The following is a 26,206-nucleotide window of genomic DNA, read 5'->3' as shown; positions in this document are numbered from 1 at the left end:
CCTGTTGAAAATGCGCAATTGCTCAGATGAATTTTTGAAACCACACTATATCGAAGTCCTGGTCCCATTTGCGCCCCACCCGCTGGAAGCGCCCCGCCTCCACGAAGCCGTGGGCCAGGTGGAAGCGCTGGCTGCCCTCGTTGAGCGAGGAGACGTTGGCCATGATGTTGTCCACGCCCATGGTCTTGGCGTCGGCCGAGAGCTGTTCCAGCAGCCGCGCGCCCAGGCCCTGGCCGCAGTGTTGGGGCAGGATGAAGTAGCCGATCTCGGCGGTGCGCCTCAGGGTGTCCGGCGGCATGAGGGGCCGGAGCATGCCGTAGCCCACCACCTCGCCCCCGGCCTCGACCACGTAGGCGGGATAGCCCGCGGCCATGCGGCGCATGAAGGCCCAGAAATCCGGGGGCAGCGAGTGGCTGGGATAGGCCGCGAAGCCGGTGGCGATGTGATGGTCCAAGATGGCCATAACCGCGTCGCGGTGCTCGTCGTTCATGGGGGTGAGAACGTAATCCATGCGAGCCTCCTCCGTGTGCGGGCCATTGTGCCTCCCGCGCCGGGGAGCGGCATCCCCCGCCCGGGCGATGGCGCGAGGCCTAGAGGGTGAAGACCTCGTCCAGAGGATAGTCCTTGGCCAGCACGTAACCCAGCTTGAAGCTGGCCTCCCGGGTCATCTCCAGGAGCAGGTTGCGCGCCTCGGCCATGGCCTCGGCCGCCTTTTGGTCGTTGCCGGCCAGGCGGCGCTCGGCCTGCTCCAGGCGCTCCAAAATTCCGCGATACACCTGGTCTTTGGCCAATAGGCTTTCAATGCGCTCGCCCTCCACCTCGTAGAGCAGATGGGCTTTTTGCAGGGGATCGTTTTTCATGGCGGCACCTCTAAGGCAGGCGGATCAGCGGGCGCGCTCCAGGCGGGGCGGGTGCCCGCCCAGGAAGGCTCCGGCCTTGATCTCGCCCCGGGCCAGGCGGCGCACCTCGCTCAGCGGCGCGCTAAGGATTATCCGGGCCTCCTGGGGCATGGCGTGCTCGTCGCCCGCCGGGGCTATTTTGCTGTGGAACACCAGGCTGAGGCTCTCGATGCCCGGCAACTCGCCCAGGTCGCGCCCCGCCGCGATCATCAGGGGTAGGCCGCTGAACATGGCCACCTTGGCCGCCAGGGGGGCGGGGGCCTGGTTGCCCCAGGGCGCGCCGGTCCAGTCGAAATTGATCTCCAGGCGAGAACCCTGTTTGCCAAAGGCGGGCCAGGCAAAGGAGGCCCCCAGGCGCTGGGCCACCACTGCGTACTTGGCCCGGAAATCCAGGCAGGCCCTGGCCAGGGGGTCTTTCTCCGGCGGCTCGGGCACCTTGAAGGCGAAGAGCTCGGAGGCCTTGGGCAGCACCACCGTCTCGCCGTGGGGCGCGAACTGGGCCATGCGGTTGAGCTTGGCCAGGCGCTCGTCGGCCATGGTCCGGCTCTTGTCCTCCACGCTCACCGCGCCCTCGCCGCTCAGGTGGCCCGGGGCGCTGACCCGGTAGCGCAAGGCGCTTTGAAAGCGGGTGGTTTCGTCGCCGCCCGGGGTCTTTTCGCTTTTGGCCGAAGGGGCCCAGGAGATGTGGATGACGCCGTCCTCGTCGGCTTTGTAGGGCGACGGGGTGACCGGGTGCCCGGCCAACGGCTCCAGGGTGAGGGTGGCCGAGGGCAGGGGATGGTCGCGGCTGTCCAACACGCGGAAAAAGAACTTCTGCTCGGTGGGGGCTGCCTGTGGGGCCGCGGCGGGCGGAGCGGCCAGAACGGCCGGGGCCGCCAGGGCCACAAGCAAAAGCAGCAGGGCCGCGAGGCGCAAAAGCCTCAAGCCGAGCGCTCCCCCCCGCCCTTGTGCAGCCGCGTTAGGCGCTTGAGCAGGCGCGCCCGGATCTCCCTGGCCGGCTTGTCCTTGATCCACGCCAGCTCCACCAGGAAGCAGGCCCCCGAGGTGCCCTCCAGGCGGTTGAAGCGCACGATGTCGCCCCACAGGCGCAGGCCTTCTTCGGCCTCGCCGCCCTCGGCGGGCAGGGATATCTGCACCAGCTTCTGGGTGGTGTTGTGCACGTCCATGAGGACGTGGAAGCCGTCGATGAAGGGCCGCTTGAGGATCACCTCCACTCCGCCCTTGGTTATGGCATAAACCCGGGCGGCCACCGCGGAGGTGAGCGGGGAAAGGTTTTCGGATTCCACCAGGGACATGTCCACCTGGGGCAAGTCTTGGGCACAGATGTCGACGCGGCGGGCCATGATCCCTTAGCCTCCCAATGTTAGGCTTTGATGGCCAATTATATGCTAGGTTTCCCTCAAGGCCAAGGGGCCTGTGTCCCTTCGGTGCGTTGACTGGGGGGCTGCGGCGTGATAATTTTGCTCTCTGCCGATAACGGCCCGACAGAATTGGAAAACCTCGGGGAGACCGCCCTCTATGCTGCAAATAATGCGCAAGCACGCCGGCAACTGGATGATCAAGATACTGCTGGGGGCCATCGCCCTGGCCTTTGCCCTGAGCTGGGGTGCCTACAACTACGGCAGCGAGCCGCCCCGCCTGGCGGTGAAGATCAACGGCGAGTCCATCGCCGAAGGCCGGGTGCAGGAGATCTACGCCGGGCTGGTGGAGCAGTCCAAGCAGCGTTTCGGGGCGCAGTTCGACCAGATAGCCCCCCTGCTCAACCTCAGGCAGCAGGCGCTCAACACCATCGTGGACCAGGTGCTCCTGAACCAGGCGGCCAACCAGATGGCCGTGCAGGTGAGTAACCAGGAGATTGCCCTGCGCATCTCGGCCACGCCCATGTTCCAGGTCAACGGCCGCTTCGACGAGCGCTATTACCGCCGCCTGCTGGAGCGCAACCGCCTGACCCCCGAGGACTACGAGGCCGGGATTCGCCAGGAGCTGCGCATGGCCAAGCTGGCCGCCCTGGTGGCGGGCACCGGCCAGGTGACGCCCTTGCAGGTGGACGAGGTCTTGGCCAGCCAGCTGGCCCAGGTCAAGGGCGTGTACCTGGTGTACAAGCCCGAGAACTACCTGAAAGAGGTCAAGGCCGACGACCAACAGCTCCAAGACTATTATAAGAAGAACATCGCCAATTATATGGTGCCCGCCAAGGTGGTCTTCGACTACCTGGCGTTCCCGATGGCCGCCCAGCGCGACCAGGTGCAGGTGACCGACCGCGACGTGTCCGATACTTACGACATGGAGCGCGACCGCTACGCCAAACCCGAAGAGGTGGGGGCCAGCCATATCCTGATCAAGCTGCCCGAGAACCCCTCCCCGGCCGAGGTGGCCACGGCCAAGGCCGAGGCCGAGAAGATTCTGGCCCTGGCCAAGAAAAAGGGCGCCGACTTCGCGGCCCTGGCCAAGAAGTACTCCCAGGGGCCCAGCGCCCCCCAAGGCGGCAGCCTGGGCAAGTTCAAGCGCGGGGCCATGGTGCCCGAGTTCGAGAAGGTGGCTTTCGGCCTCAAGCCCGGCGATGTGGCTCTGGTGCGCACCAAGTTCGGCTGGCACGTGCTAAAGGTGACCTCCCACGACCAGGCCACGGTGACCCCCCTGGCCGAGGTGAAGGGCGAGATCAAGAAGCGCCTGGTGGAGCGCCAGGCCAAGGAGATGGCCCAGGCCGCGGCCGAGCGCGCCTTTGACCGCCTGGCCATGGGCGACAGCCTGGCCAAGCTGGCCAAGGAAAACAACAGCAGCGTTCAGAGCTCTCCCAAAGTGGCCCAGGGGGCCAAGGTGGAGGGCCTGCCGGGGCTCAAGGACTTCTTCGCGGCCGCCCAGGATTTGCAGGCCGGCCAGCCGGTGCCCGCGCTGCCTTATGACAACGGCTCGATCCTGGCCGTGATCAAAGAGCGCATCCCCGCCCATCCCAAACCCTTCAAGGACGTGGAAGAGGACGTGCGGGCCGTGGTGCAGGGCGAGATGGCCGAGGCCAAGGCCAAGGCCGAGGCCGCCAAGATGCTGAAAGACCTGGCGGGCGTAAAGGAGCCGGCCAAGGAGCTGGCCCGCATCCCCGGCGCCAAGGAGACCGGCTGGCTCAAGCGCGGCGCTCAGATCACCGACCTGAGCGGCTCGGGCGCCCTGGTGCACGAGCTGTTCCTGCGGCCCGAGAACAAGCCGGTGCTCAGCGCTCCGGCGGGGGTCAACGGCGGGTTCGCCGCGGCGGTGCTCTCCGGGCGCAAGCCGGCCGACCCGCAGACCATCAAGGACAAGCGGGCCCAATTCAGCGAGATACTCTTGTCCCAGGAGCGCCGCCAGATGGTGCAGGGCTTCCTGGGCGATCTGAGGGCCTCGGCCGAAATTCTGGTGCCGGTGCAGGGCAAGACCGAGAGCCCCATCCCCGGCTGCGACGCCCGCTCCGCCATCATCTGGGTGCCCATGGGCAGCCCGGAAGCGGCCGGAGCCAAGTAGGGCCGGGATGAGCGAGGCCGTGTCATACCGCCCTATCGGGGTGGTTAAGAGCCGCCTCAAGAATCTGGACCAAGCGCCCAAGCAGGGCCCCGAGGCCGGGATGGACGCGGTGATCGAGCTGGAGCCCCAGTGGCTCCAGGGCCTCACCGGGCTGACCCCGGGACGCTGGCTGTGGGTGATCTGCCTATTCGACCGCTCCGGGGAGCCCAAGGTGATGGTGCATCCCCGGGGCGACCACTCCCGCCCCAAGACCGGGATGTTCAACACCCGCAGCCCCCACCGCCCCAATCCCCTGTCCCTGACCCTGGTGAAGCTGGTGGCCGTGGACGGCCCGCGCCTGAGCGTGCGCGGCCTGGAGATGCTCGACGGCACCCCGGTGGTGGACATCAAGCCCTGGGTGGAGGGGGTGGACCAACCCCGGAAGGGGGAGTGATGAGCCCGATCAACGATTTCGACGCGGTGGAGCACTTCTGGTGCCCCATGCTGGGCCAGACCATCAACTTCGGCTATTGCCGCCAGTCCCAGGAGGGCCTGCCCTGCCATAGGGTGCTCACCTGTTTTTCGCCTCATTTCGACGTGGCCGCTTTCATCGACGCCAACTACACCCCCGAAGAGCAGGCCCGTTTCCTGGCCCAGCCGCCTAGCCGTCTGGACCGGGTGATGGAGGTTTTGGAAAAAAGCCAAAAGCCCGCCCCGGAGGACGATTCATGAGCCGATTGACCGTGGTGGTGGAAAACTCGGTGGGCTTCGCCTCTCCCCTGCTGGGCGAGCACGGCCTGAGCATGTGGGTGGAGCATCAGGGCCGCAACATCCTCTACGACACGGGCATGGGCCAGGCCCTGATCAACAACCTGAAGGTGCTGGGCCTGGACCCCGGCGAGTTGGACGGGGTGGTGATCAGCCACGGCCACTATGACCACGCCGGCGGCCTGGAAGCCCTGCTGCGGGAGCGCAGCGAGCCCATCGGGGTGTGGTGCCACCAAAACGTCTTCGGCTGTCACATGTCCCAGCATTTGCCCGGGGACACCCTGCGCGAGATCGGGCCGCCCCTGCCCCAGGCCGGGTACGAGGCCTTGGGCGCGCGCTTTCATTTCGTGGACGGGCCCATGGAGCCCTGGCCGGGAGTGATGCTCCTGGCGCCCATCGCCCGCCAGACCGGCTTCGAGGGGCCCATGGCCAACCTGGTGACCAAGCAGGGCGGCGAGGTGGTGCCCGACCCCCTGCCCGACGACCTGGCCATGCTCATCGAGGCCCCCAACGGGCCGGTGTGCCTGACCGGCTGCGCCCACGCCGGGGCCATCAACGTGCTCCTGGCCGCCGGGGAGGCCTCGGGACGCCCGGTGTCGCTGTTGATCGGCGGCACCCACCTGGGCCCCGCCCCGGCCGAGCAGCAGGCCGCCGCCCTGGCCGAGCTGGCCGCGCGGCCCCAGCTAAGGGTCATCGCGGGTCACTGCACCGGCCTGGGCATGTGCGCGCGCATGCTGGCCGAGCTGGGCGAGGAGCGCTTCGGCCACCTCTCGGCGGGAATGAGCCTGGAGATTTAGCCCACGCATTGCATGAAGGCCGCGGGGCTCCCTTCATTCCGTGAGGATTAGAATTATTCCAGTATTTGGCCAGGCTTTGAGGGGCAATGGCTCCCGCATCTGCCCGACACAGCCAGCCGCCGGCAGACAAGGCGTCTGGCAAGCGAGGGCCGCAGGCGTAGCCTTCAGTGCTACGTCGAGGACCGAGCGCAGCCAGCAACACCGTATGCCGGTGGCTGGTGCAGTCGGATACGTGGCCTTCATGGAGTGGGTGGGCTAGGTGGCTTACGTCGAACGCCAGGCCGTGAGCCTCTGCGGCAAGGCAGTGCACGGCTGGTCCATGATCCACGACCACGACCGGGTGGCCATCGGGCTCAGCGGGGGCAAGGACTCCCTGGCCCTCACCTGGCTCCTGGCCGAGCGCCTGCGGCGGGTGCCCATCGATTTCAAGCTCATCGCCTTTCACGTGGAGATGGGCTTCGGCTCCACGGACCACGCCGCCCTGGCCGAGTTCTGCGCCGGGCTGGGGGTGGAGTTCCGGCTCATCGAGACCGACTACGGCCCCCGCGCCCACAGCGAGGAAAACCGCGAGAAGAGCCCCTGCTTCTTCTGCGCCCTCAAGCGCCGCCAGCGCCTGTTCATGGCCGCCGGAGAGCACCAGTGCAACAAGCTGGCCCTGGCCCACCACCAGGACGACATCTTCGAGACCTTCTTGATGAACCTGTTCTACTCGGGCAACCTCTCGAGCATGTTGCCGGTGCAGCCCCTGTTCCACGGCGACCTGGTGCTCATCCGGCCCTTGAGCCTGATGAGCGCGGACATTACCCGGCGCTTCTCGGCGATCAAGGAGCTGCCGGTGCAGCCGCCCTGCTGCCCCAGCGCGGGGCAGAGCCGCCGGGGCCGCGTGCGGGGGATCTTGGACGAGATGCACCATGAGAACAAGAAGATACGGGCCAACATGTGGCACGCCCTGATCAGCGCCGGTTCGGCCCGCCTGCCCACCCCGCCCACCACCCAGCGCCTGGGACGCCCCCGTTCCAAGTAATCAATCTCGCCTTGTTTCGCCAGGCGCGCGGGCCTACCCTGGTATTAGGGCCGCTGGCCTGCCCGGCCCGGCAACCCAATCCCGGAGGATCGCGTCATGGATAAAAGCAACGAAGGCATGGAGCGCCGCCAGTTCATAAAAACCGCCGCCCTGGGCGCGGCCGCGCTGAGCCTGGGGGCCCTGCCCAAGACCGCCCAAGCCGGCCAGATCGTGCGCCCGCCCTTGCCCTATGCCGAGGACGCCCTGGCTCCCTACATCAGCGCCCGCACCATTTCCTTCCATTACGGCAAGCACCATCTGGGCTACGTGAAAAAGACCAACGCCTACATCAAGGGCACCCCTTGGGCCAAGAAGAGCCTGGGGCAGATCGTGCTGGGCTCCTACGGCAAGGACGAATATTTGTTCAACAACGCGGCCCAGGTCTGGAACCACAATTTCTATTGGCAGAGCATGAAGCCCGGCGGGGGCGGCGCGCCCGGGGCCGAGCTGGCCGCTAAGATGAAGGCCGACTTCGGGTCCGTGGACGCGGCCAAAAAGGCCTTGGTAAAGGCGGCGGCCACCCGCTTCGGCTCGGGCTGGGGCTGGCTGGCCCTCAAGGACGGCAAGTTGGTGGCGGTGAGCAGCTCCAACGCCCTGAACCCCATGGTGGACGGCATGAAGCCCATCATCACCATCGACGTGTGGGAGCACGCCTATTATCTGGACTACCAGAACCGGCGGGGCGACTACATCAAGGGGATCATGGACCACCTGATCAACTGGGACTTCGCGGCCAAGAATTTGGGCTCTTAGAAACCGGCTTCGCCAGCCACCGCCATACAGCGATGAACTAGTAAGGAGCCCCCGCGTGGGGCTCCTATTCTTTTGCCGCGCGCGGCCTAGCCGCCGAAGATGCCCCGGATGCCCATGAGCACCAGGATGGCCGCCGGGGCGATGATGTCGTTGAGCCACAGGAACACGCCCGAGTTACCCGGCGCCTTATTGGCCTCGCGCTTTTGCTGGTCAAAGTGGCCCCGGGCCGCGCCCAGCACGAACACGCTGAACACCACCCCCACCCCGGCCTGGAAGCCGGGGCCCATCCACAGGCACATGACCCCGCCCACCCCCAAGGCCAGGTTGGCCATGGCCACCTCGAACTGGAAGGGGCTGCCCGGCTGCCAGCCGATGTAGGCGGCGGTCTTGTCGGCCCGCGCGGTGTGGGCATAGGCGGCCAAGAGGCCCCCCACCCCGGGGAAGGCGAACAGGAGCCATTTGATCATGATGCCCACCCCGGTCATGAAGGGCACCGGCGGGGCGATGAGCCAAAGGTTGAGCCAGGCCCCGGCGATGAACACGGCCAGATACAGCAGGGCGATCATATTCGTCTCCTCGGTGGTTTGTTCCCATGATGGGGGCTGGCCCACCACCGGCGCAACCCCGGATCGCTTGCATTGTCCCCCCGCCTTGGGGCTATCTTAGATACATGAGCGCTGAGCACTTCCCCTTCGGGCCCCACGCCCTGCCGGTCTTGGAACGGCGCTACCTGGTGCGCGACGAAGCGGGCCGGGTGTGCGAGAGCCCGGAGCAGATGCTGGGACGGGTGGCTGCGGCCGTGGCCCGGGGCGAGGAGTCCTTTGGCGGGGCCAACGCCTGCCGGGAGATGCGCCGCGCCTTTTTGCGCCTCATGGCTGACGGGCTTTTTTTGCCCAACAGCCCCACCCTGATGAACGCGGGACGCGCCCTGGGCCAGCTCAGCGCCTGCTTTGTCATCCCCATACAGGACAGCCTGGAGAGCATCTTCGAGGCGGTGAAAGAGACCGCCCTGATCCACAAGTCCGGCGGGGGCACGGGGTTTTCCTTCAGCCGCCTGCGCCCGGCGGGCGACGTGGTGGCCTCCACCCACGGCATCAGCTCCGGGCCCCTGAGCTTCATGCAGGTGTTCGACACCGCCACCGAGGCGGTGAAGCAGGGGGGCACCCGCCGGGGGGCCAACATGGGCCTGCTCGGCGTGGGGCACCCGGACATCGAACAGTTCATAATGGCCAAGCGAACCCCGGGCCGCTTGGAAAACTTCAACATCTCGGTGATGATCAGCGACGCCTTCATGGACGCGGTCAGGGCCGGGGCGGGCTGGGAGCTGATCAACCCGCGCGGCGGCGAGGTGGTGCGCACCGTGGAGGCGGGGGCGCTCCTGGAGTTGATGGTGAGCGCGGCCCACGCCAGCGGCGAGCCGGGCCTGGCCTTTTACGAGGCCATCAACCAAGGCAACCTGACCCCGGAGCTGGGGCCCCTGGAGGCCACCAACCCCTGCGGGGAGCAGCCGCTGTTGCCCCATGAGTCCTGCAACCTGGGCTCGCTGGTGCTGCCCCGTTTTCTGCGCCACGGCGCGGTGGACTACGCCGCCCTGGAGGACGCCGTTGCCTTGGCGGTGCGCTTTTTGGACGACGTGGTGACGGTGAACCGCTTCCCTTTGCTTTCGGTGGCCCGGGCTACCTCGGCCACCCGCAAGATCGGCCTGGGGGTCATGGGCCTGGCCGATCTGCTGGTGGACCTGGGCCTGCCCTACGGCTCGCCCGAGGCGGCGGCCCTGGGGCGCGAGGTCATGGCCCGCATCCACGCCGCCGCCCGCCAGGCCAGCGCGGAGCTGGGCAAGAAGCGGGGCAGCTTCCCGGCCTTCAAGGCCAGTCGCCTGGCCACCCAATACCAGCACATGCGCAACGCCACCGTCACCACCGTGGCCCCCACCGGCACCCTGAGCCTGCTCATGGGCTGCTCCTCTGGCATCGAGCCCTACTTCGCCCTGGCCTACACCCGGCGGGTGCTGGAGGGTGAGCACCTGGTGGAGTACAACCCGCGCTTCCTGGCCCGCCTGGCCGAGCTGGGCCTGGACGGTCCCGAGAGCCTGAGCGCCCTGGCCGCCTCGGGTCAGGCGGGGGCGGTGCCCGGCCTGCCCCCCGAGGTGGCCGCCCTGTTCCCCACCGCGCACGAGGTGGCTCCGGCGGCCCACCTGGCCATGCAGGCGGCTTTTCAGGAGCACACGGACAACGGGGTCTCCAAGACGGTGAACCTGCCCGCCTCGGCCGGGCCCGAAGCGGTGCGCGAGGTGTTTCTGAGCGCCCACCAGCTGGGGCTCAAGGGGGTGACGGTGTTCCGCTCCGGCAGCCGGGGCCGCCAGGTGCTGGAGCTGTTGCCCCTGCCCGGCCGCGAGGCCCCGCCCCGGGTGCACCTGTCCGGGCATTGCCCCCGCTGCGGCGGGCTGCTCAAGACCGACGGCGGTTGTCTGGCCTGCTCCTTCTGCGGCGCCTCGGGCTGCGAATAGACCGGCGCGGGAGGGTGCGCTTTTGTCCTTGTCTGGGTGGCCCGGCGGGCAGATACTTTCCTTATAAGCAGGGAATTTTTAGCCGGAGGCCAAGGTATGCCCACCGTAAAGCAACTACAGGAACGGGCCCGCAAGCTGAAGATGAAGAACTATTCCAAGCTCAACAAGAACGCGTTGAGCCTGGCCATTCTGCTGCACGAGACCGCCCGCAAGCTGAAGCTGAAGGAGTACTCCAAGCTGGATCAGGCCGAGCTGATCCGGGCCATCCAGGTGGCCGAGGGCAACCAGCCCTGCTACGGGCAGATCCACGATTGTCGCCAGGACGACTGCGCCTGGCTGACCCCCTGCCAAGGCCGGGCGGCTAGCTGAGCCCCAGTTCGCCGCGCAGCCAGTCCTTTAGCTCGGGGGACAGGGGTAGCTGCCCCCGGGGCATGTCCTGCCCTTGGCCCTCGGAGGCCGCCCGCTCCATCAGCTCCGCAGGGGCGGGAGCCTCGGCGATGTCCTCGCTGTGGGTGTAGGTGCGCTTGATCAACAGCACCCGCCGCTCGCCGCGCCACACCGACAGATAGAAGTAGTACGCCTGTCCCAGGCCCCGGTGGCGGTGGGCCTCGGCCGACTTTATCTGAAAGGCCTCGAAGGCCTGGGCCGGGGTGATCTCCCAATCGATCTTGCCCAGGATGTCCGGGCGGGCCTTTAGCTCGTCCCAGCTCAGCTCCGGGCTCATGGCGCGCCCCAGATCTGGCGGCTCTGGTCGTCGAAGAGCCACATCACCGGCTTGTCCTTCTGGCCCAGGGCCAGGAACAGGCGGTTGTGCCCCAGGGGGTCCTTGAAGGCCAGGTTGGGGTGGCCCCGCTGGCTCACCATGAGATCCAGGGCGAAGCGGCGCGGCTGGCCCGGCCGGGTGATGGAGACCTGGGCGGTGCCGTTCTGCTCCATCATGGCCGCCCGGAGCTTGCCCCTGGCGTCGTTGACCACCACCCCGGCCAGGCGCTTGCTGGTCACGGCCAGGCCGGTGCGGGGCACTCCGCGCTCGTCGGCCAAAAACACCCGGGAGTGGCCCAGGTGGTTGGCCGAGATGAGCACCCCGGGCCGCCCGTTGATCCAGTTCATGACTAGGGCCACCCCGCCGTTGGGGGTCACCTCCAAGACCGCCCGGGTGTCGCCGTCCGGGCCCAGGAGGCGGAACTCGTTGGCCGTGATCACCCGCTTTTTGCCCTGGGCCACGGCCAGGCCGCCGGCCAGGGAGCCGCCGACAAGCCCGGCCACCAGCGCCGCCGCGATTACCAGCCAGAGTTGAGCCTTGGTCATGGATGCCTCCTTGGTGCGCAGGGATGGGCCCGCTTCAGCAGTGTCGCGGGCGTATTTTTATGGTAGCGGGGCGGGGTGGCCGGGGCAAGGCGGGGGAAGTTAGAGCCTTTGGATCAGATAGATGTAGGCGGGCAGGCGGCTGGCCTCCTTAATCCGGAAGAACTCGGGCAGCAGCTCCGGCCTCCGGGTGCTGGCCAGCAGGGGCGAGAGATACACCGCGCCCTTGCGCCCGGGGGGCGGGTCCACCCCGGCCAACAGCTCGGCCAGGGAGCCGTAGTGCTCCGGACCGAACATCTCGCCCAGCAGGAAGTTGGCCGTGACCTCGATGTTTTCGTGGTCTCGGTTGATCTGCAACATGCGCTCAAAGGCCTCGCGCACCCGCGCGGCGCTCAGCGGCTTCTTGATGGCCTTGAGGGTGGCCGGGTCCACCGACTCCAGGCCCAGGTTGATGTACACTCCGCCCGCCAGCTGGCCGAGGCGGGTGAGCGAATCCTCGCCGCATTCCAGCAGGGAGTCCGCGCTGGCGAAGAGGAAAAGCTGGGCGTCCTCGAGGGCCAGGCCTTCGATGGCCGCCTCGGCCGCCCGCGCCAAAAGCTCCCCGCCCGCGCCCAGGGCGTCGTGATTGCCCAAGAACAGCGCCTTGTAGGAGCTCAGGTTGGGGCCGTAAAAGGCCCGGAGCCGCTCTATCTGGCCCGCGATGTCGTCCCAGGGGCGGGGGCGGTGGGCTTGGGGCGATTTCACGCAGCAGAAGCCGCAGTGATAGCGGCAGCCGTCGGCCACGGTCAGGGGGATCACCTCGTAGTCCACGTGGCAGGTGTCCGGCGGCAGCACCGAGACGCGTTCGCCCCCGATGGCTGTCAGCTCCCGGGCGCTGTTGAGCAGGGCGGTGTCGTGGTTGGCGGCCACCATCTCGCGGAAGGCGGCCAGGGGGCCGGGCAGCCCGGCGGCGGGCATCTCCACCAGGGTGGCCCAGGTCTGGGCCCAGGCCCCAAAGGCCTGCATGATGTTCATGTCCGTGAAGGGGTTGAACTCCCAGATGCTGTTGCTGGGGTAGGGCAGGCAGGGGAGGTAGTACTCGCCCAGGAGGTCCTTGATGCGCTCGCCCACCGAGCCCAGAGAGTAGTACACCCAGTCGTTGCCGTCGGTGCGTTTTAAGAGCTCGCCGGGGTGCCGCCAGCCCATGCCCAGGCCACGGATGAATTTGATCTCGCCTTTTTGGTTGAGATGGAACTCGTAGTCAGGGGTGCGTATCTCGGAGTACTTGCCAAAGCGGATGGGATAGGTGGCCTTGGCGTAACCGCCCGCCCCGTCCTTGTCGATGCTGATGGCCAGGTTTTTCACGCGATAGGAGGGCATGGTCTCACCATAGGGAGGGAGGGGCGCTCCTACGGGTATAAATCAGCCGTTCGGGCCTGTCCAGCCTTATCGCTTGAGCGCGTAGCGGCTGCGATACTTCAGCCAGAACAGGAGGTCCACCACCCCCACCGCCGCGCCCAGGGCGCCGATGACCATGATCTTGTCGGTCCAGCCCAGGGACACGATGAACATGCCCAGCGAGCCCAGGAGCATGAAGCTGAAGGCGATGAGCGAGGAGGCGCTGCCCGTGTCGGTGTCCACCTGCTCCAGGATGAGGTTGGTGGCCGGCGGGCGCGAGAGCCCCACGCAGAAGCCCAGCACCCAGTTGGGCAGGGCCAGGGACCAGGGGCCGGTGTGGGGGATGAGGCACATGGCCAGCCCGGCGGCCAGCATCCCCCCGAAGCACAGGGTGAGCAGGCTGCGCACCGAAACCAGCCGGGCCAGGCGCGAGAAAAGATACGACCCGCTCATCAGCGACAGGGCGTTGAAGGCGAAGAAGTAGCCGAAGGTGGTCTCGCTGAGGCCGAAGCGGGTGATGTAGATGTCGGCCGAGCCCGCGATGAAGGCAAAAAAGGGCAGGCTCAGGATGGCCGTGGCCAGGTTGAGCCCCATGAAGCGGCGGTTGGTGAGCAGGCGGGCGTAGGTGCGAAAAGAGCGGCGCAGCTTCTCGCCGGAGCGCTCGGTTAGCGGCTCGGGCATGAGCCACACCGCGACCAGCGCCACCGCGCCCACCGCGGCCTGGGCCACGAAGATGTAGTGCCAGGTGACCACGGCCATGATCCAGCCGCCCAGGATGGGGGCCAGCATGGGGGCCAGGGCCAGGATCACCGACACGTAGGCGATGACCTGGGCGCGCTGCTCGGCCTGGAACAGGTCCTTGGCAATGGCCAGGGCCAGGGCGGTGCCCGCTGCGGCCCCGGCGGCTTGCAAGGCCCGGAAGCCGACCATGGACCACACCCCGCCGGCCAGGGCGCAGGCCAGGCTGGCGGCCACGTAGAAGGAGATGCCCAGCATAAGGGGCCGCCGCCGCCCCACCCGGTCGGAGATGGGGCCATAGAACAACATGCCGAAGCAGTAGACGAACAGGAACGAGATAAGGGTGAGGTTCACCGTGGCCAGGGGCTGGTGCCAAAGCTGCTGGAGCTCGGGCAGAGCCGGGAGGTACATGTCCGTGCTCAGCGGGGGGAAGGCCGAAAGGATGGCTATGAGGATGACGTATTTGCGCACGGGGCCTCGGCTGAGGCGGGGCGGCGCCTGGGGCGGGGCGCAGGCCGCTTCAAATCAACGGGGCCGCCCCGAGGGACGGCCCCGATCCATTGCTTATGGTGGCGATGCAGGGACTTGAACCCCGGACACTGCGGATATGAGCCGCATGCTCTCACCATCTGAGCTACATCGCCAGAGTGAGCTAATATTTAGTGGGCAAAGGCCCTTCTGTCAAGGCTATACGTTGAAGCGGACGTGCATTATTTCGCCGTCCGAGACAATATAGTCCTTGCCCACCACCTTCAAGAGCCCCGCCTTCTTGATGGCGGCCTCGGATCCCTGCTCCATGAGGTCCTGGTAGCTCATCACCTCGGCCCGGATGAAGCCCCGCTCCAGGTCGGAGTGGATGGCCCCGGCCGCGTGCTGGGCGTCGGTGCCCTGGGTGATGGTCCAGGCGCGCACCTCGTCCTCGCCCACCGTGAAGAAGCTGATCAAACGGCTGGCGGCATAGGCCGCGGCGATGAGCCGGTCCAGGGCGCTCTCGGCAAGCCCCAGGTCGGCCATGAACTCGGCCGCCTCCTCGGGCTCCAGCTCGGCCAGCTCGGCCTCGATGGCCGCGCGCACCACCACCGGCGTGACGCCCTCGCCCAACTCCGGGGCCTCGGGGTCGTCCTCCGCGTTGTTGACCACCACGATGCGCGGCTTGGCGGTGAGCAGGCCGAAGCCCCTGAGCTTGGGATGGCCCGGGATCTCCTCGTCCTCGCCAAGCAGGCGCTCGGCGTTGAGCAGCTCCTGGGCCCGCTCCAGCAGGGCGATCTCCTCTTTGTCCGTCTCGCGGCCGCGCTGGCGCTCGCCCGCGATGCGCTCCAGGCGGCGCTCCACGCTGATGAGGTCGTGCAGGAGCATCTCGTCCACAAAGGCGCGGTACTCCCCGGCCGGGTCGGGCGCGCCCAGGCCGCCGTCGAAGTTCCTGACCACCTGCAAGAGCCCCTCGCACTGGCGCAGCTCGGGGGGCATCTTGGCGGTGGGGTCCTCGGGCTTTGCCGGGGGCGGGGGCGGGTCCACGAAGCTTATCTGGGCAAAGGTGGTCTTCTTGGGCTTGAACAGATCGCTCAGGTCGTCCACCCGCTGGTCGGGCACGTTGAGTAGGGCCAGGTTGGACTCGGCGCGCCCGCCCGTGGCCGCCCGGCGTCCGGCCAGGGCCGCGAACAGGGTGGATTTGCCCGCCGAGGGCATGCCGCACAGGGCCAGGCGCATGGTTAGCGCCTCCCCAGCAAGGCGGCGGCGTCCTTGGCGAAATAGGTCAGGATGAAGTCCGCGCCCGCCCGCTTGATGCAGGTCAGGCTCTCCATCATCACCCGCTCTTCGTCGATCCAGCCGCGCTCGCCAGCGGCCTTGATCATGGCGTACTCGCCGGAGACCTGATAAGCGCCCAGGGGATGGTCGAACTCCTGGCGCACCGCGCTGAGCACGTCCAGATAGGGCAGGGCGGGCTTGACCATGAGCATGTCCGCGCCCTCCTCCACGTCCAGGGCCACCTCGCGCAGGGCCTCGCGGAAGTTGGGCGGGTCCATCTGGTAGCCCCGGCGGTCGCCCTCTTGGGGCGCGCTGTCGGCCGCCTCGCGGAAGGGGCCGTAGAAGGCGGAGGCATACTTGGCCGCGTAGGACATGATGGGCGTGTCCTCCAGGCCTGCCTCGTCCAGGCCCTCGCGGATGGCCCACACCCGGCCGTCCATCATGTCGCTGGGGGCCACGATGTCCGCCCCGGCCTGGGCATAGGCCACCGAGGCCCGCGCCAAGAGCTCCAGGGTGGCGTCGTTGTGCACGTGGCCCTTGTCCAGCACCCCGCAGTGGCCGTGGCTGGTGTATTCGCACAGGCACACGTCGCACACCACCAGCAGGCCGGGGACTGCTTTCTTGATGGCCCGCACCGCGCGGGGCACGATGCCCTTGGGGCTGTAGCCCTCGGTGCCCAGGGCGTCCTTTTTCTCGGGGATGCCGAAGAGGATCACCGCCGGGACGCCCAGGTCGTAGACCGCCTTGCACTCCTCGGTGAGCGCGTCGATGGAAAAGCGGTTCACCCCGGGCATGGAGCCGATGCCCTGGCACTCGTTTTCGCCGGGGCACACGAACAGGGGGTAGATGAAGTCGGACGGGTTGAGCACGGTCTCGGCCACCATCCGGCGCATGGCCTCGGATTTGCGCAGGCGGCGCATCCGCACCAGGGGGAAGGACATGGGGTTGCCTCCACGGCAAACAGGGTTAAGTGACTGTGAGGACAGTATTACCGGAGGGGAGCGGGGGGGTCAACATACCTAAAAACTTCTTTTAAGATCAACGCGTGTATGGTATGTAGATACAAGAGGATCAGTGAATCGCAGGAGTTTTCTGTGATGACCGTTAAATAGAGTGCAAGGTCGGGGGGCCTTATGGTTGACAACTCCTTTTTTGAAGAACCGAAAGAGCAATCCAAAGTTAAATCAATAATAGTAGCCAAGTATTTCAAAGCTTGGTCGAGTGTTATGCTTGGAATGATTAAAAAGAATCCTGGCATAGGCAGAGGCAATCTTGCGTATGTAGATTTATACGCTGGGCCAGGAGTTTATAAAGATGGAACTATTTCAACTCCGATATTGATACTTGAACAGGCTGTTTGTGCGCCAGAGTTGATGAAAAGATTAAAAACCTTTTTCAATGATATCAATTCGGAGAATATTAACGATCTTGAGAGGGAAGTTGCAAAGATACCGAATATAAAATTGTTGCAAAATGAACCTCGATTCATGTCGGATGAAGTTGGTGAAGAATTAATTAAAATATTTGAAAATAATAAGTTGCCGCCCACTCTAAGTTTTTTAGACCCATGGGGTTATAAGGGGCTTACCTTGCCATTGATTAAGTCCCTGATTAAGGATTTTGGAAGCGACTGCATCTTCTTTTTTAATTATGCCAGGATTAACCGTTCGTTGGAGGTCGGTTCGTTCAAACAGCATCTGGATGATTTGTTTGGAGAGAGAAGGGCAGAATATCTGAGGAGTCGAATTGGTTGTATGGGGCCCGACGACCGCGAGGATGCTATTCTGTCGGCCATGACCGAGGCCTTGCGTATCGAATGCGGTGGCAAATTTGTTCTTAATTTTCGTTTTAAGGATGATCCCGGGATACGTACAAGCCATCACTTGTTTTTCGTAAGTAAACATTACAAAGGCTACGACATAATGAAGACAATTATGAGCGGAGAAAGTTCGAAAGAGTATCAAGGAGTGCCAAGTTTCGAATATGCTCCTGTCGATAATGAAAAGTTTCCATTGTTGGCTTATGGCTATAGGCCAATGCAAGATTTGCGCGATATGTTGTTAGAGGATTTTTCGGGAGAATCTTTGAGCGTCTTTGATATTTATATGAAACATAATTTTGGGAAGCCATATATTATTAAGCATTATAAGGATGCTTTAAAAAGGTTGGAGGCTGAAGGAAGATTAAAAATAAATCCACCGGCAGAAAAGAGAAGGAAAAACACATTGGCTGATAATGCTATAGTGACCTTTCCAGAGAAAGGCTCCTAACCATGTCTAGTTCCTCCAAAATAGAGTGGACCGAGGCGACCTGGAACCCGGTCACCGGCTGCACCAAGATCAGCGAGGGGTGCCGCTACTGCTACGCCGAGCGTCTGGCCAAGCGGCTCAAGGCCATGGGCAACCGTAACTATGCCCACGGTTTCAAGGTGACTCTCCAGCCCCACATGCTCAACGTGCCCCTGGGCTGGAAAAAGCACAAAATGATCTTCGTCAACTCAATGAGCGACCTCTTCCACCAGAGCGTGGACACCGATTATATAAAGAAGGTGTTTGCGGTAATGGTCGTGGGAGACCAGCACCATTACCAGGTACTCACCAAGCGGGGCGCTCGCCTTGCCGAGGTTGCCCCACACCTTCCATGGCCCGAACACATCTGGATGGGTGTGACCGTGGAAAACGCCGACCACGTTGACCGCATCGACTACCTGCGTGACACCCCGGCCAAGGTCAAGTTCCTGTCTCTGGAGCCCCTGCTCGGCCCCCTTCCAAACCTGAATTTAAAAGGTATCGATTGGGTTATCGTGGGCGGGGAGTCAGGCCCAGGGGCCCGGCCTATGCGCGAGGAATGGGTTCACCAGATTCAGGCGCGATGCCTGGCCGAGGGAGTGCCCTTCTTCTTCAAGCAGTGGGGCGGGGTCAACAAAAAAAAGGCCGGCCGCCTTTTGGACGGCCGGACCTGGGATGGTATGCCCGGCGAAAGCCCGAAGCTGGCCTATGCCTAAGCCGCTGGCTTGGCCACTTCGCGCAGCTTCTCAATATCCGCGCTGGTGATGGCGTCGATATTGGCCTCGATCTTCTCCACCGGCCAGTCCCACCAGCGGATCTCCAGCAAGGCCTGGATAGTCGCCTCGTCAAAGCGCTTTTTCAGCGGTTGGGCCGGGTTGCCGCCCACGATGGTGTAGGGCTCCACGTCCCTTGCCACCACCGCGCCCACGCTGATGATCGCGCCGTCGCCCACCGTGACCCCGGGCATGATCGTGGCGTTCATGCCCATCCACACGTCATTGCCGATCACCGTGTCGCCCTTGCGGCCGGGGACGTTGAACATGGCTCGTATATCATCCATGGTGGTATGGGGGGTCATGGTGAAGTTGTTAAAGGGAAAGGTGGAGAACCCGCTCATGTCGTGGTTGGCAGAGCTGGTGATGATGCGTACCCCGTGGGCTAACTGGCAGAACTTGCCGATCACCAGCTTTTCCGGGCTAAGGGGAAACAGGTAGGGCGCCAGGTACCCGGCGTAGTCCTCTAGCACCTCCAAATGCCCGAAGTAGCTGAAATCACCGATTTCCATGCGCGGGTGGTCGATCACCTGGTTCAGGTGCACCACGGTCTTGATGACCGTGCCGTCCGGCATGACCATGGGGTTTTTCTTGGTGGGATCGAGCAGAGGCATAGGGCCACGGCTTTCCGAGGGGAAAGTAAGTTGGCGAAAAGATAGCCGTTAATCCGGGTGATTACGCCTGGGCTATCTCCTCGTCGGTCAGATAGCAGGCCGGGTCGGGCGCCCAGAGATCGCCGGTGGCGGCCTCGGCGCGCACCCGGAAGTTGCCGCCGCAGATGTCCAGCCAACGGCAGGTGGCGCAGCGGCCGGTCACATGCGGCCGCTTGTCCTTGAGCTTGCCCAGGACGGGGTGGCTGGTGTCGCTCCATATCTCGCTGAAAGGCCGTTCGCGCACGTTGCCCAGGTCCAGGTGCCGCCAGAACTGATCCGGATGCACCTTGCCGTCCCAGGACACGCACCCGATGCCCCGCCCCGAAGAGTTGCCCTCGTTCCAGCTGAGCAGCTCCAGGACTTCCTTGGCCCGCTCCGGGTCTTCGCGCAAAAGCCTTAAGTATACGTAGGGGCCGTCCGCGTGGTTGTCCACGGTGAGCACCTCGGGGCAGATGCCCTTGTCGAACAGGGCCTTGGTGCGGTCCATCATCAGGTCCAGCAGCTCGCGGGTGCCCTGGTGGCCCAGGTCCTCGTCCATGAGCTTGCTGCCCCGCCCGGCGTAGACCAGGTGGTAGAAGCAAATGCGCGGGATGCCTTCTTTTTCGATGATGTCGAACAAGGCGGGCACCTCGGCGGCGTTGTGCTGAAACACCGTGAAGCGTAAGCCCACCTTGAGCCCGGCGGCCATGGAGTTGCGGATGCCTTCGAGCGCTTGCTCAAATGCGCCCGGCACCCCGCGGAACTTGTCGTGCACCGCGGGCATGCCGTCCAGGCTCACGCCCACGTAGCTCAGGCCAATGTCCTTGAGTTCCTTGGCCTTGTCCTTGGTAATCAGCGTGCCGTTGGTGCTGATCACCGCCCGCATGCCCTTGCCCGTGGCGTAGCGGGCCAGCTCGGGCAGGTCGGGGCGCATCAGGGGCTCGCCGCCGCTGAACAGGATCACCGGCGAGCCGAACATGGCCAGGTCGTCGATCATGGCCTTGGCCTCGGCGGTGGTCAGCTCGTCGCTGGCCGGCCCGGCCGTGGCGTGGGCATAGCAATGAACGCACTTCAGATTGCAGGCCTTGGTCATGTTCCAGACCACCACCGGCTTCTTGTCCTCGGCGAACTGAAGCAGATGGCTGGGCAAGTCCTTAGATTTGCGGCCGTAACGCAGCGCGTCGCTGGGTTCCACCGTCCCGCAGTAGAGCTTGGATATGCCGATCATGACGGGCCTTTCGCGTATTTCCGAAGGGGAAACTTTTTTGCAAAAAAGTTTCCCCTTCGGGCATCCCCTTCAAAAAACCTTCCTGAATATCGCTGGCGCGATATTCAGGTGGGTTTATATGGGCAACGTTCCGCCTGGACGAGCGGTCGATAAAGTTATAGTGGTTGCTTTAACTTTGCCTCGGCTCGCCCAGGGTCTGATTGTAGTGCTCCTCGAACAAGTGATGCAGGTAGCGGTCCGTGTCGTACACCGCGTCCTCGGGCAGCAGGAACTCGGAGCGTCCGGTGCGGTCCTTGACCAGCCGAAGCCCCGGCTCCAGCACCTGGCTGAGACGCTGGCAATACAGCTGGACCCCGCAGCTTTCAGCCGCGGCCCCGGCCAATATGGCCACCTCGGCCGGCTCGGAGAACTTGATCTTTATACCATAGCGGTCAAAGAAGGCGACCTCGAACTCCTTTACCTGGCGCAGGCGGTCAATGACCCGGTCGTAGGCCGCGCCCAGGCTCATGCCCGCGCGGTAATACTCGTCCGCGATCAGGTCCATGCGCGCCGGGGTCAGCTCGGCCTCCAGGCGCTCGGCGTAGAGCGCCTCGCGCTTGGCGATCATCTTCAACAGCTCCATGCGCTCGGCCCGGCCGGCCAGCTCGAAGCGCTCCAGGTCGGCCTCGGCCTCCTCGCCGGCCATGATGCGCTCCAGCTCGGCGTTGGGGTCGGCCACCAGCTCGGGAGTGACCAGCAGATGCTTGATCTCCGTGCTGGGCAAGACCCGCTCAAAGGGCAACAGCGCCTTTTCCACCACCGTGACCAGGGCGCGGGCGCCGGTCTTGATCTCCGCCGCCTTTTCGGCCAAGGCCCGCAAGGCCTCGTCCTCCAGGCGCAGGTCGATGCCGTACGCCGCGAAGTCCCTCTTTTTACTGATGATCACCGGGTTGTTCGGGTTGCGCAGTATCTGGTGCAAGTCCTCGGCGCTCAGCTCCTCCAGGACCACGCTCACCGGCAGACGGCCCACGAACTCGTTCTCAAAGCCGTATTCCACCAGGTCCTGGGGAGTAATCTCCTGGAAGTACTCCTGGTCCGCCGCCGGGTCGACCACCTTGGCCCCGAAGCCCAGCTCCTTCTTGTTCATCCGTCGCTTGACCACCTCGGGCAAGTCACCGAAAGCCCCCGACATCACGAATAAAATATGCCGGGTGTTCACGGTGCGCTTCTCGCGCTTGCCGGTCTTGCGATAGCTCTCGATGGCCTGGATCTGGCTGATGGGGTCGTGGGCCACCTTGAGGTCGACCTCGGTCTCCTCCATGGGCTTGAGCAGGGCGCGCTGCACCCCGGTGCGGCTCACGTCCGGGCCGATGAGGTTGTGGCTGGCCGCGATCTTGTCGATCTCGTCCACATACACGATGCCATACTGGGCCAGCTCCAGGTCCTCGCCCGCCTCGTGCACCAGGTCGCGGATCAAATCTTCAACGTCGCCGCCCACATAGCCGGTTTCGCTGAACTTGGTGGCGTCGCCCTTGACGAAAGGCACGCCCAGCTTGGCCGCGATGAGCTTGACCAGGTAGGTCTTGCCCACCCCGGTGGGGCCGATCAAAAGCACGTTGTTCTTGATGAGGCCCACCCCGTCCGCGGGGTCGTCGCTAGCGTGCTTGCTAAGGTATTTCGCTCGGTTGAAGTGGGTGCATATCTTGGTGGCCAGCACGGCCTTGGCCTCGTCCTGGCGCACGATGTACTGGTCCAGATAGGCCACCAGCTCCTCGGGGCGCATGTCGAAGTTGATGCGGCTCCACACCCCGTCCTCGTCCTCGCTGTCCAGGCCGGGCAAGGCGCAGAACTCGGGCGCGGCCTGGCGGGCCTTGGAAGCGTACTTCTTGGCCACGTATTCGCTGAGCTGCCGTTCCAGGCGCTCGTGGTCCGAGGAGCCGCGCTTGGTCTTTTCGCCGCTGGGGGCGTTATTTTTTTCTTGGCTCATGGGTTGATCCTGCCTTATACAAAGGTGGCGAGTCGCTCCTGTCCCTCCTGGGGGCCGGAGCCGGACTCCATATATCCAATATAAGAAGGCTGGGGGGTCATCGCAAGGCGGCGGCTTGCGTATGTTTTTTTGGGGTCGCCGCTATTGCAAAATCGTGAGGTGTGGTGTAATAATTCGTTGATTAGCCACCCGGTCCCATCCGGAGGGAACGTTGCGTTGTGCGCCAGTGGTTGCCTCTGGACGAAGGGTGGGGTATATTTCTGCGCACTTGAAACGCTGGCGTAGCTCAACTGGCAGAGCATCTGATTTGTAATCAGAAGGTTGCGGGTTCAAGTCCCATCGCCAGCTCCAGCCGAAACGGCTGCGCGGGCGCGATCAGGACGGCGACCGGCGGGTTGCCAGAGAGCTTACAAGGGGCCACGGGCGGCCCGGGCATCCGGGACGATGTTGGCTTCACGGGCTTTGCCGCTTGGCGGCCGCGAGCCTGGATACATAAGAAGAACCTGGTGAGGTTCCCGAGTGGCCAAAGGGAGCAGACTGTAAATCTGCCGGCAACGCCTTCGGAGGTTCGAATCCTCCCCTCACCACCAAGGAAATAGGCCCCGCCCCCGGGCGACCGGCGCGGCGGAGAGTGCATACATAAGGATTGGTTTCAGCCCACGTAGCTCAGCAGGTAGAGCACTTCCTTGGTAAGGAAGAGGTTCATCGGTTCAAGCCCGATCGTGGGCTCCAAAAGTTTAAAGTGGCAGCGGGCGCGAAAGGCATAGGTTGCCCGCCAACCCCAACTCCCTAAGGAGTGTCGTCATGGCCAAGGCAAAGTTTGAGCGGAAGAAGCCGCATTGTAACGTGGGCACGATCGGTCACATTGACCACGGCAAGACGACGTTGACGGCCGCGATCACCAAGTGCCTTGCCTCCAAGGGCGCGGCGCAGTTCGTCGCCTTTGACGAGATCGACAAGGCCCCGGAAGAGCGTGAGCGCGGCATCACCATCGCGACGGCGCACGTGGAGTACGAGACCGCCAATCGTCACTACGCTCACGTGGACTGCCCGGGTCACGCGGACTATATCAAGAACATGATCACCGGCGCGGCCCAGATGGACGGCGCGATCCTGGTGGTTGGCGCGGACGACGGCCCCATGCCTCAGACCCGCGAGCACATCCTCCTGGCCCGCCAGGTGGGCGTGCCGGCCATCGTGGTCTTCCTGAACAAGGTTGACATGGTGGACGACGAGGAGCTGATCGAGCTGGTGGAGCTGGAGCTTCGCGAGCTTCTTGACAAGTACGAGTTCCCGGGCGACGACACCCCCATCGTCAAGGGCAGCGCCTTGAAGGCCCTGAACTGCGGCTGCGGCAACGCCGACTGCCCCGACTGCGGCCCGATCCTGGAGCTGATGGAGGCGGTGGACACCTTCGTGCCCCAGCCCGAGCGGGACATCGACCTTCCCTTCCTGATGCCCATCGAGGACGTGTTCAGCATCTCCGGCCGCGGCACCGTGGTGACCGGCCGTATCGAGCGCGGCAAGATCAAGATCGGCGACGAGATCGAGATCGTGGGTATCAAGGAGACCACCAAGTCGGTGTGCACCGGCGTGGAGATGTTCCGTAAGATCCTGGACAGCGGCGAGGCCGGCGACAACATCGGCGCCCTGCTGCGCGGCGTGAAGCGCGACGACGTGGAGCGCGGCCAGGTTCTGGCCAAGCCGGGTTCGATCACCCCGCATACCAAGTTCAAGGCCGAGGTGTACGTGCTGAGCAAGGAGGAGGGTGGCCGCCACACTCCGTTCTTCAACGGCTATCGTCCCCAGTTCTACTTCCGGACCACCGACGTGACCGGCGTGGTCACGCTGCCCGAGGGCGTTGAGATGGTGATGCCGGGCGACAACGTGTCCATCGAGGGCACTCTGATCACTCCCATCGCGATGGAGAAGGAACTTCGGTTCGCCATCCGCGAGGGCGGGCGCACCGTTGGCGCCGGCGTGGTCGCGGAAATCATTGAGTAAGGGCGGCAAAACATGCCCAGAGAAATAATCCAACTGGTGTGCACCCAGTGCAAGCGCAAGAACTACAGCACGACCAAGAACAAACGGCGCACACCGGACAAGCTTGAGTTCAAGAAATACTGCCGCTTCTGCGGGAGCCATACGGCTCACCGCGAGGGTAAGTAAACAGCTTTGCTGGATTGCAGGCCTGTAGCTCAACTAGGCTAGAGCGTCGGACTCCAAATCCGAAGGCTGGGGGTTCGATTCCCTCCAGGCCTGCCACAGATTCGACACAGGGCGGGGCGGCTGCTCCGAAGCAGGAGCGGTCGGCGGCCCACGCCAGGAGCGGTGCAAAAGGGTCCAGAGGGCGGCGGAGCGCTTTAGCGACAATCTGTAAGGAGTGGCCTTGGGCGGCCCACCCCGGGCAATCGGGGGCAGGCGCGGCTCGGAGCCTCTTAGTGCTTGTGGCCGGGGCGGCGCAAAAACCGGCCCGCCGAGGATGGTAGATGGCCAAGAAAAAGAAAACTCAGGGCGTGGACAAGGCCGCGGCCATCGAGCGCAAGCTCAACAAGATGACCAAGCGCCCGGACAAGAGCAAGAAGGCCCAGCTTTCCAAGGCCGCCGCCGCCAGCCAGGGCAACCTGTGGGACCGCTCCCTGCGCTTTTTGCGCGAAGTGGTGCAGGAGCTCAAGCGGGTAACCTGGCCCACGCGCAAGCAGACCTTGTCCACCACCGGCGTGGTGGTGGCCCTGGTAATCCTGGTCTCGGTCTTTTTGGGCATGGTGGATTTCGTGCTCTCGCGGCTCATCCGCCTGCTCATCGGATAGGACGAAAGGCTTTAAGGGGGAAACGTGGCCAAGAATTGGTACATCGTTCACACCTACTCGGGCTTTGAGAACAAGGTGCGCGACGCTCTGAACGAGCGCATCCAGAGCCACGGGCTCGGCGACTACTTCGGTCAGGTGCTGGTGCCCATGGAGAAGGTGGTGGAGATGGTCAAGGGCCAGCGCCGCGAGTCGCAGCGCAAGTTCTACCCCGGCTATATCGTGGTGGAGATGGAGATGAACGACGAGACCTGGCACCTGGTCAAGGATACGGCCAAGGTGACCGGCTTCGTCGGGGGCAACGAAACCAACCCCACTCCCATCACCGAGGAAGAGGTGGCCCGTCTGATGAGTCAGATGGCCGAAGGCGCCAAGCAGCCCAAGCCCAAGTACAGCTTCCGCGAGGGCGACGAGGTGCGGGTCATCGACGGCCCCTTCAACAACTTCAACGGCACCGTGGAGGAGGTCTTCCCCGAGAAGGGCAAGCTGAGGGTGCTCATCAGCATCTTCGGCCGGGCCACCCCCGTGGAGCTGGAGTTCGTGCAGGTCTCCAAGCAATAGCGCCCCGGCGCGAAGGCGCCGGTTACAACGAGGTGAGTTCATGGCTAAAAAAGTCATCGCCAACATCAAGCTGCAGATCCCGGCCGGCAAGGCCAACCCCAGCCCGCCGGTGGGCCCGGCGCTGAGCCCGCATGGGGCCAACATCATGGAGTTCTGCAAGGCATTCAACGCCCGCACCCAGTCCGAGGGCGACACCATCATCCCGGTGGTGATCACGGTGTATGCGGACCGCAGCTTCTCCTTCATCACCAAGACCCCCCCGGCCGCGGTGCTGCTGCGTAAAGCCGCCGGCATCCCCAAGGGCTCCGGCGAGCCCAACACCGTCAAGGTGGGCAAGATCTCCATGGATCAGGTGAAGGAGATCGCCGAGCTGAAGATGAAAGATCTGAACACCCGGGACGTCAAGCAGGCCATGAACACCATCATGGGCACCGCTCGCTCCATGGGTCTGGAGGTGGTCCGCTAGGGCGGGCCGTCATATCTGTTTATTAGAGCCCGTGGAGGCCTGGCCGGCCGCAAGCACACGGC

Annotated in this window: 29 protein-coding genes and 5 tRNA genes; 19 read left to right on the top strand and 15 right to left on the bottom strand. The window is 64.6% G+C overall.

What is annotated here, in order from left to right; translation table 11 throughout:
- Window positions 1–22: 22 nt before the first annotated feature.
- The 4 genes from KQH53_10025 to KQH53_10010 form a co-directional block, all read right to left on the bottom strand.
- On the bottom strand, window positions 23–511 hold the full coding sequence (locus tag KQH53_10025) for a GNAT family N-acetyltransferase (protein MCB2227001.1): 489 nt from the start codon (window positions 509–511) through the stop codon (window positions 23–25).
- 79 nt (window positions 512–590) lie between these two features.
- Window positions 591–860, bottom strand: coding sequence for a hypothetical protein (locus KQH53_10020; protein MCB2227000.1), 270 nt, complete (start codon window positions 858–860; stop codon window positions 591–593).
- Between the two features lie 24 nt (window positions 861–884).
- Window positions 885–1,823: a hypothetical protein gene (locus KQH53_10015; GenBank protein MCB2226999.1), complete on the bottom strand. Its 939-nt coding sequence runs from the start codon at window positions 1,821–1,823 to the stop codon at window positions 885–887.
- Window positions 1,820–2,242 (bottom strand): hypothetical protein, encoded by a 423-nt coding sequence (locus KQH53_10010; GenBank protein ID MCB2226998.1) that lies wholly within the window; start codon window positions 2,240–2,242, stop codon window positions 1,820–1,822. Before KQH53_10010 ends, KQH53_10015 begins: the two co-directional genes overlap by 4 nt.
- A 175-nt stretch (window positions 2,243–2,417) precedes the next feature.
- On the opposite strand from KQH53_10010, the gene KQH53_10005 reads away from it, so the two are divergent.
- From KQH53_10005 to KQH53_09980, 6 genes are all read left to right on the top strand, one after another.
- Window positions 2,418–4,391 (top strand): SurA N-terminal domain-containing protein, encoded by a 1,974-nt coding sequence (locus KQH53_10005; protein ID MCB2226997.1) that lies wholly within the window; start codon window positions 2,418–2,420, stop codon window positions 4,389–4,391.
- A 19-nt stretch (window positions 4,392–4,410) separates the two neighbouring features.
- A complete protein-coding gene (gene tsaA, locus KQH53_10000; protein ID MCB2226996.1) occupies window positions 4,411–4,824 on the top strand; it encodes a tRNA (N6-threonylcarbamoyladenosine(37)-N6)-methyltransferase TrmO in 414 nt (137 codons plus the stop codon).
- Window positions 4,824–5,102 carry a hypothetical protein gene (locus KQH53_09995; GenBank protein MCB2226995.1) on the top strand — a complete coding sequence of 93 codons (279 nt, stop codon included), beginning with the start codon at window positions 4,824–4,826 and terminating at the stop codon, window positions 5,100–5,102. The genes tsaA and KQH53_09995 overlap by 1 nt, the downstream gene beginning before the upstream one ends.
- Window positions 5,099–5,935 (top strand): MBL fold metallo-hydrolase, encoded by an 837-nt coding sequence (locus KQH53_09990; GenBank protein ID MCB2226994.1) that lies wholly within the window; start codon window positions 5,099–5,101, stop codon window positions 5,933–5,935. The genes KQH53_09995 and KQH53_09990 overlap by 4 nt, the downstream gene beginning before the upstream one ends.
- Window positions 5,936–6,194: 259 nt before the next feature.
- The gene (locus tag KQH53_09985; protein ID MCB2226993.1) at window positions 6,195–6,959 is read left to right on the top strand and encodes a tRNA 2-thiocytidine biosynthesis TtcA family protein; all 765 of its coding nucleotides are present in this window, start codon (window positions 6,195–6,197) and stop codon (window positions 6,957–6,959) included.
- A gap of 117 nt (window positions 6,960–7,076) precedes the next feature.
- On the top strand, window positions 7,077–7,751 hold the full coding sequence (locus tag KQH53_09980) for a superoxide dismutase (GenBank protein MCB2226992.1): 675 nt from the start codon (window positions 7,077–7,079) through the stop codon (window positions 7,749–7,751).
- An 86-nt stretch (window positions 7,752–7,837) separates the two neighbouring features.
- On the opposite strand, the gene KQH53_09975 is transcribed toward KQH53_09980, so the two are convergent.
- Entirely contained in the window at window positions 7,838–8,317 is a 480-nt protein-coding gene (locus KQH53_09975; GenBank protein MCB2226991.1) for a hypothetical protein, read from the bottom strand.
- Between the two features lie 104 nt (window positions 8,318–8,421).
- Between KQH53_09975 and KQH53_09970 the strand changes: the two genes are divergently transcribed.
- Both KQH53_09970 and KQH53_09965 read left to right on the top strand, forming a co-directional pair.
- Complete coding sequence (locus KQH53_09970; protein MCB2226990.1) at window positions 8,422–10,257, top strand: adenosylcobalamin-dependent ribonucleoside-diphosphate reductase; 1,836 nt, start codon at window positions 8,422–8,424, stop codon at window positions 10,255–10,257.
- Between the two features lie 174 nt (window positions 10,258–10,431).
- The gene (locus tag KQH53_09965; GenBank protein ID MCB2226989.1) at window positions 10,432–10,626 is read left to right on the top strand and encodes a hypothetical protein; all 195 of its coding nucleotides are present in this window, start codon (window positions 10,432–10,434) and stop codon (window positions 10,624–10,626) included.
- Here KQH53_09965 and KQH53_09960 read toward each other — a convergent pair.
- From KQH53_09960 to hemB, 7 genes are all read right to left on the bottom strand, one after another.
- Entirely contained in the window at window positions 10,619–10,981 is a 363-nt protein-coding gene (locus tag KQH53_09960) for a hypothetical protein (GenBank protein ID MCB2226988.1), read from the bottom strand. The genes KQH53_09965 and KQH53_09960 overlap by 8 nt on opposite strands.
- A complete protein-coding gene (locus KQH53_09955; GenBank protein MCB2226987.1) occupies window positions 10,978–11,565 on the bottom strand; it encodes a hypothetical protein in 588 nt (195 codons plus the stop codon). The genes KQH53_09960 and KQH53_09955 overlap by 4 nt, the downstream gene beginning before the upstream one ends.
- Before the next feature lie 99 nt (window positions 11,566–11,664).
- Window positions 11,665–12,921 carry a radical SAM protein gene (locus KQH53_09950; GenBank protein MCB2226986.1) on the bottom strand — a complete coding sequence of 419 codons (1,257 nt, stop codon included), beginning with the start codon at window positions 12,919–12,921 and terminating at the stop codon, window positions 11,665–11,667.
- Between the two features lie 66 nt (window positions 12,922–12,987).
- Window positions 12,988–14,148 (bottom strand): multidrug effflux MFS transporter, encoded by a 1,161-nt coding sequence (locus KQH53_09945; GenBank protein MCB2226985.1) that lies wholly within the window; start codon window positions 14,146–14,148, stop codon window positions 12,988–12,990.
- A 96-nt stretch (window positions 14,149–14,244) separates the two neighbouring features.
- Window positions 14,245–14,321 (bottom strand) — tRNA-Met (locus KQH53_09940).
- Window positions 14,322–14,364: 43 nt separating this feature from the next.
- A complete protein-coding gene (locus KQH53_09935) occupies window positions 14,365–15,384 on the bottom strand; it encodes a DUF933 domain-containing protein (protein MCB2226984.1) in 1,020 nt (339 codons plus the stop codon).
- A 2-nt stretch (window positions 15,385–15,386) separates the two neighbouring features.
- On the bottom strand, window positions 15,387–16,364 hold the full coding sequence (gene hemB, locus KQH53_09930) for a porphobilinogen synthase (protein MCB2226983.1): 978 nt from the start codon (window positions 16,362–16,364) through the stop codon (window positions 15,387–15,389).
- Window positions 16,365–16,556: 192 nt separating this feature from the next.
- Here hemB and KQH53_09925 point away from each other — a divergent pair, with 192 nt between their 5' ends.
- Both KQH53_09925 and KQH53_09920 read left to right on the top strand, forming a co-directional pair.
- Window positions 16,557–17,693, top strand: coding sequence for a three-Cys-motif partner protein TcmP (locus KQH53_09925; GenBank protein ID MCB2226982.1), 1,137 nt, complete (start codon window positions 16,557–16,559; stop codon window positions 17,691–17,693).
- Window positions 17,694–17,695: 2 nt separating this feature from the next.
- A complete protein-coding gene (locus KQH53_09920; protein ID MCB2226981.1) occupies window positions 17,696–18,427 on the top strand; it encodes a phage Gp37/Gp68 family protein in 732 nt (243 codons plus the stop codon).
- Here KQH53_09920 and KQH53_09915 read toward each other — a convergent pair.
- From KQH53_09915 to KQH53_09905, 3 genes are all read right to left on the bottom strand, one after another.
- On the bottom strand, window positions 18,424–18,996 hold the full coding sequence (locus KQH53_09915; protein ID MCB2226980.1) for a CatB-related O-acetyltransferase: 573 nt from the start codon (window positions 18,994–18,996) through the stop codon (window positions 18,424–18,426). The two genes, KQH53_09920 and KQH53_09915, sit on opposite strands and share 4 nt — an antisense overlap.
- Window positions 18,997–19,159: 163 nt before the next feature.
- Window positions 19,160–20,344: a 12,18-didecarboxysiroheme deacetylase gene (ahbC, locus tag KQH53_09910; protein ID MCB2226979.1), complete on the bottom strand. Its 1,185-nt coding sequence runs from the start codon at window positions 20,342–20,344 to the stop codon at window positions 19,160–19,162.
- Window positions 20,345–20,513: 169 nt separating this feature from the next.
- Complete coding sequence (locus tag KQH53_09905) at window positions 20,514–22,310, bottom strand: AAA family ATPase (protein MCB2226978.1); 1,797 nt, start codon at window positions 22,308–22,310, stop codon at window positions 20,514–20,516.
- Window positions 22,311–22,585: 275 nt separating this feature from the next.
- Here KQH53_09905 and KQH53_09900 point away from each other — a divergent pair.
- The 9 genes from KQH53_09900 to rplK all read left to right on the top strand — a co-directional run bounded on the left by KQH53_09900 (window position 22,586) and on the right by rplK (window position 26,144).
- Window positions 22,586–22,661 (top strand) — tRNA-Thr (locus tag KQH53_09900).
- 154 nt (window positions 22,662–22,815) lie between these two features.
- Window positions 22,816–22,900: transfer RNA gene (locus KQH53_09895), tRNA-Tyr, on the top strand.
- A gap of 65 nt (window positions 22,901–22,965) precedes the next feature.
- Window positions 22,966–23,042, top strand: a tRNA-Thr gene (locus tag KQH53_09890).
- Window positions 23,043–23,114: 72 nt separating this feature from the next.
- Window positions 23,115–24,314: an elongation factor Tu gene (tuf, locus tag KQH53_09885; GenBank protein ID MCB2226977.1), complete on the top strand. Its 1,200-nt coding sequence runs from the start codon at window positions 23,115–23,117 to the stop codon at window positions 24,312–24,314.
- 12 nt (window positions 24,315–24,326) lie between these two features.
- Window positions 24,327–24,479 (top strand): 50S ribosomal protein L33, encoded by a 153-nt coding sequence (gene rpmG, locus KQH53_09880; GenBank protein ID MCB2226976.1) that lies wholly within the window; start codon window positions 24,327–24,329, stop codon window positions 24,477–24,479.
- 18 nt (window positions 24,480–24,497) lie between these two features.
- Window positions 24,498–24,575: transfer RNA gene (locus KQH53_09875), tRNA-Trp, on the top strand.
- A 224-nt stretch (window positions 24,576–24,799) separates the two neighbouring features.
- Window positions 24,800–25,120: a preprotein translocase subunit SecE gene (gene secE, locus KQH53_09870; GenBank protein MCB2226975.1), complete on the top strand. Its 321-nt coding sequence runs from the start codon at window positions 24,800–24,802 to the stop codon at window positions 25,118–25,120.
- 24 nt (window positions 25,121–25,144) lie between these two features.
- Complete coding sequence (gene nusG, locus KQH53_09865) at window positions 25,145–25,678, top strand: transcription termination/antitermination protein NusG (protein MCB2226974.1); 534 nt, start codon at window positions 25,145–25,147, stop codon at window positions 25,676–25,678.
- Window positions 25,679–25,718: 40 nt separating this feature from the next.
- Window positions 25,719–26,144, top strand: coding sequence for a 50S ribosomal protein L11 (rplK, locus tag KQH53_09860; GenBank protein ID MCB2226973.1), 426 nt, complete (start codon window positions 25,719–25,721; stop codon window positions 26,142–26,144).
- Window positions 26,145–26,206 lie beyond the last annotated feature (62 nt).

This window comes from Desulfarculaceae bacterium (genome assembly GCA_020444545.1).
GTDB lineage: Bacteria > Desulfobacterota > Desulfarculia > Desulfarculales > Desulfarculaceae > Desulfoferula.
The sequence above is the reverse complement of the archived record's forward strand: the minus strand, read 5'-3'. Positions and strand labels throughout refer to the sequence as shown.

What these genes read in the sequence shown, in the direction of transcription:
- KQH53_10025 (MCB2227001.1), bottom strand. Translation starts at nt 511, where the DNA reads ATGGATTACGTTCTCACCCCCATGAACGACGAGCACCGCGACGCGGTT.
- KQH53_10020 (MCB2227000.1), bottom strand. Translation starts at nt 860, where the DNA reads ATGAAAAACGATCCCCTGCAAAAAGCCCATCTGCTCTACGAGGTGGAG.
- KQH53_10010 (MCB2226998.1), bottom strand. Translation starts at nt 2,242, where the DNA reads ATGGCCCGCCGCGTCGACATCTGTGCCCAAGACTTGCCCCAGGTGGAC.
- KQH53_10005 (MCB2226997.1), top strand. Translation starts at nt 2,418, where the DNA reads ATGCTGCAAATAATGCGCAAGCACGCCGGCAACTGGATGATCAAGATA.
- KQH53_09995 (MCB2226995.1), top strand. Translation starts at nt 4,824, where the DNA reads ATGAGCCCGATCAACGATTTCGACGCGGTGGAGCACTTCTGGTGCCCC.
- KQH53_09990 (MCB2226994.1), top strand. Translation starts at nt 5,099, where the DNA reads ATGAGCCGATTGACCGTGGTGGTGGAAAACTCGGTGGGCTTCGCCTCT.
- KQH53_09980 (MCB2226992.1), top strand. Translation starts at nt 7,077, where the DNA reads ATGGAGCGCCGCCAGTTCATAAAAACCGCCGCCCTGGGCGCGGCCGCG.
- KQH53_09975 (MCB2226991.1), bottom strand. Translation starts at nt 8,317, where the DNA reads ATGATCGCCCTGCTGTATCTGGCCGTGTTCATCGCCGGGGCCTGGCTC.
- KQH53_09970 (MCB2226990.1), top strand. Translation starts at nt 8,422, where the DNA reads ATGAGCGCTGAGCACTTCCCCTTCGGGCCCCACGCCCTGCCGGTCTTG.
- KQH53_09960 (MCB2226988.1), bottom strand. Translation starts at nt 10,981, where the DNA reads ATGAGCCCGGAGCTGAGCTGGGACGAGCTAAAGGCCCGCCCGGACATC.
- KQH53_09955 (MCB2226987.1), bottom strand. Translation starts at nt 11,565, where the DNA reads ATGACCAAGGCTCAACTCTGGCTGGTAATCGCGGCGGCGCTGGTGGCC.
- KQH53_09950 (MCB2226986.1), bottom strand. Translation starts at nt 12,921, where the DNA reads ATGCCCTCCTATCGCGTGAAAAACCTGGCCATCAGCATCGACAAGGAC.
- KQH53_09935 (MCB2226984.1), bottom strand. Translation starts at nt 15,384, where the DNA reads ATGCGCCTGGCCCTGTGCGGCATGCCCTCGGCGGGCAAATCCACCCTG.
- hemB (MCB2226983.1), bottom strand. Translation starts at nt 16,364, where the DNA reads ATGTCCTTCCCCCTGGTGCGGATGCGCCGCCTGCGCAAATCCGAGGCC.
- KQH53_09925 (MCB2226982.1), top strand. Translation starts at nt 16,557, where the DNA reads ATGGTTGACAACTCCTTTTTTGAAGAACCGAAAGAGCAATCCAAAGTT.
- KQH53_09920 (MCB2226981.1), top strand. Translation starts at nt 17,696, where the DNA reads ATGTCTAGTTCCTCCAAAATAGAGTGGACCGAGGCGACCTGGAACCCG.
- KQH53_09915 (MCB2226980.1), bottom strand. Translation starts at nt 18,996, where the DNA reads ATGGAAATCGGTGATTTCAGCTACTTCGGGCATTTGGAGGTGCTAGAG.
- ahbC (MCB2226979.1), bottom strand. Translation starts at nt 20,344, where the DNA reads ATGATCGGCATATCCAAGCTCTACTGCGGGACGGTGGAACCCAGCGAC.
- KQH53_09905 (MCB2226978.1), bottom strand. Translation starts at nt 22,310, where the DNA reads ATGAGCCAAGAAAAAAATAACGCCCCCAGCGGCGAAAAGACCAAGCGC.
- tuf (MCB2226977.1), top strand. Translation starts at nt 23,115, where the DNA reads ATGGCCAAGGCAAAGTTTGAGCGGAAGAAGCCGCATTGTAACGTGGGC.
- rpmG (MCB2226976.1), top strand. Translation starts at nt 24,327, where the DNA reads ATGCCCAGAGAAATAATCCAACTGGTGTGCACCCAGTGCAAGCGCAAG.
- secE (MCB2226975.1), top strand. Translation starts at nt 24,800, where the DNA reads ATGGCCAAGAAAAAGAAAACTCAGGGCGTGGACAAGGCCGCGGCCATC.
- rplK (MCB2226973.1), top strand. Translation starts at nt 25,719, where the DNA reads ATGGCTAAAAAAGTCATCGCCAACATCAAGCTGCAGATCCCGGCCGGC.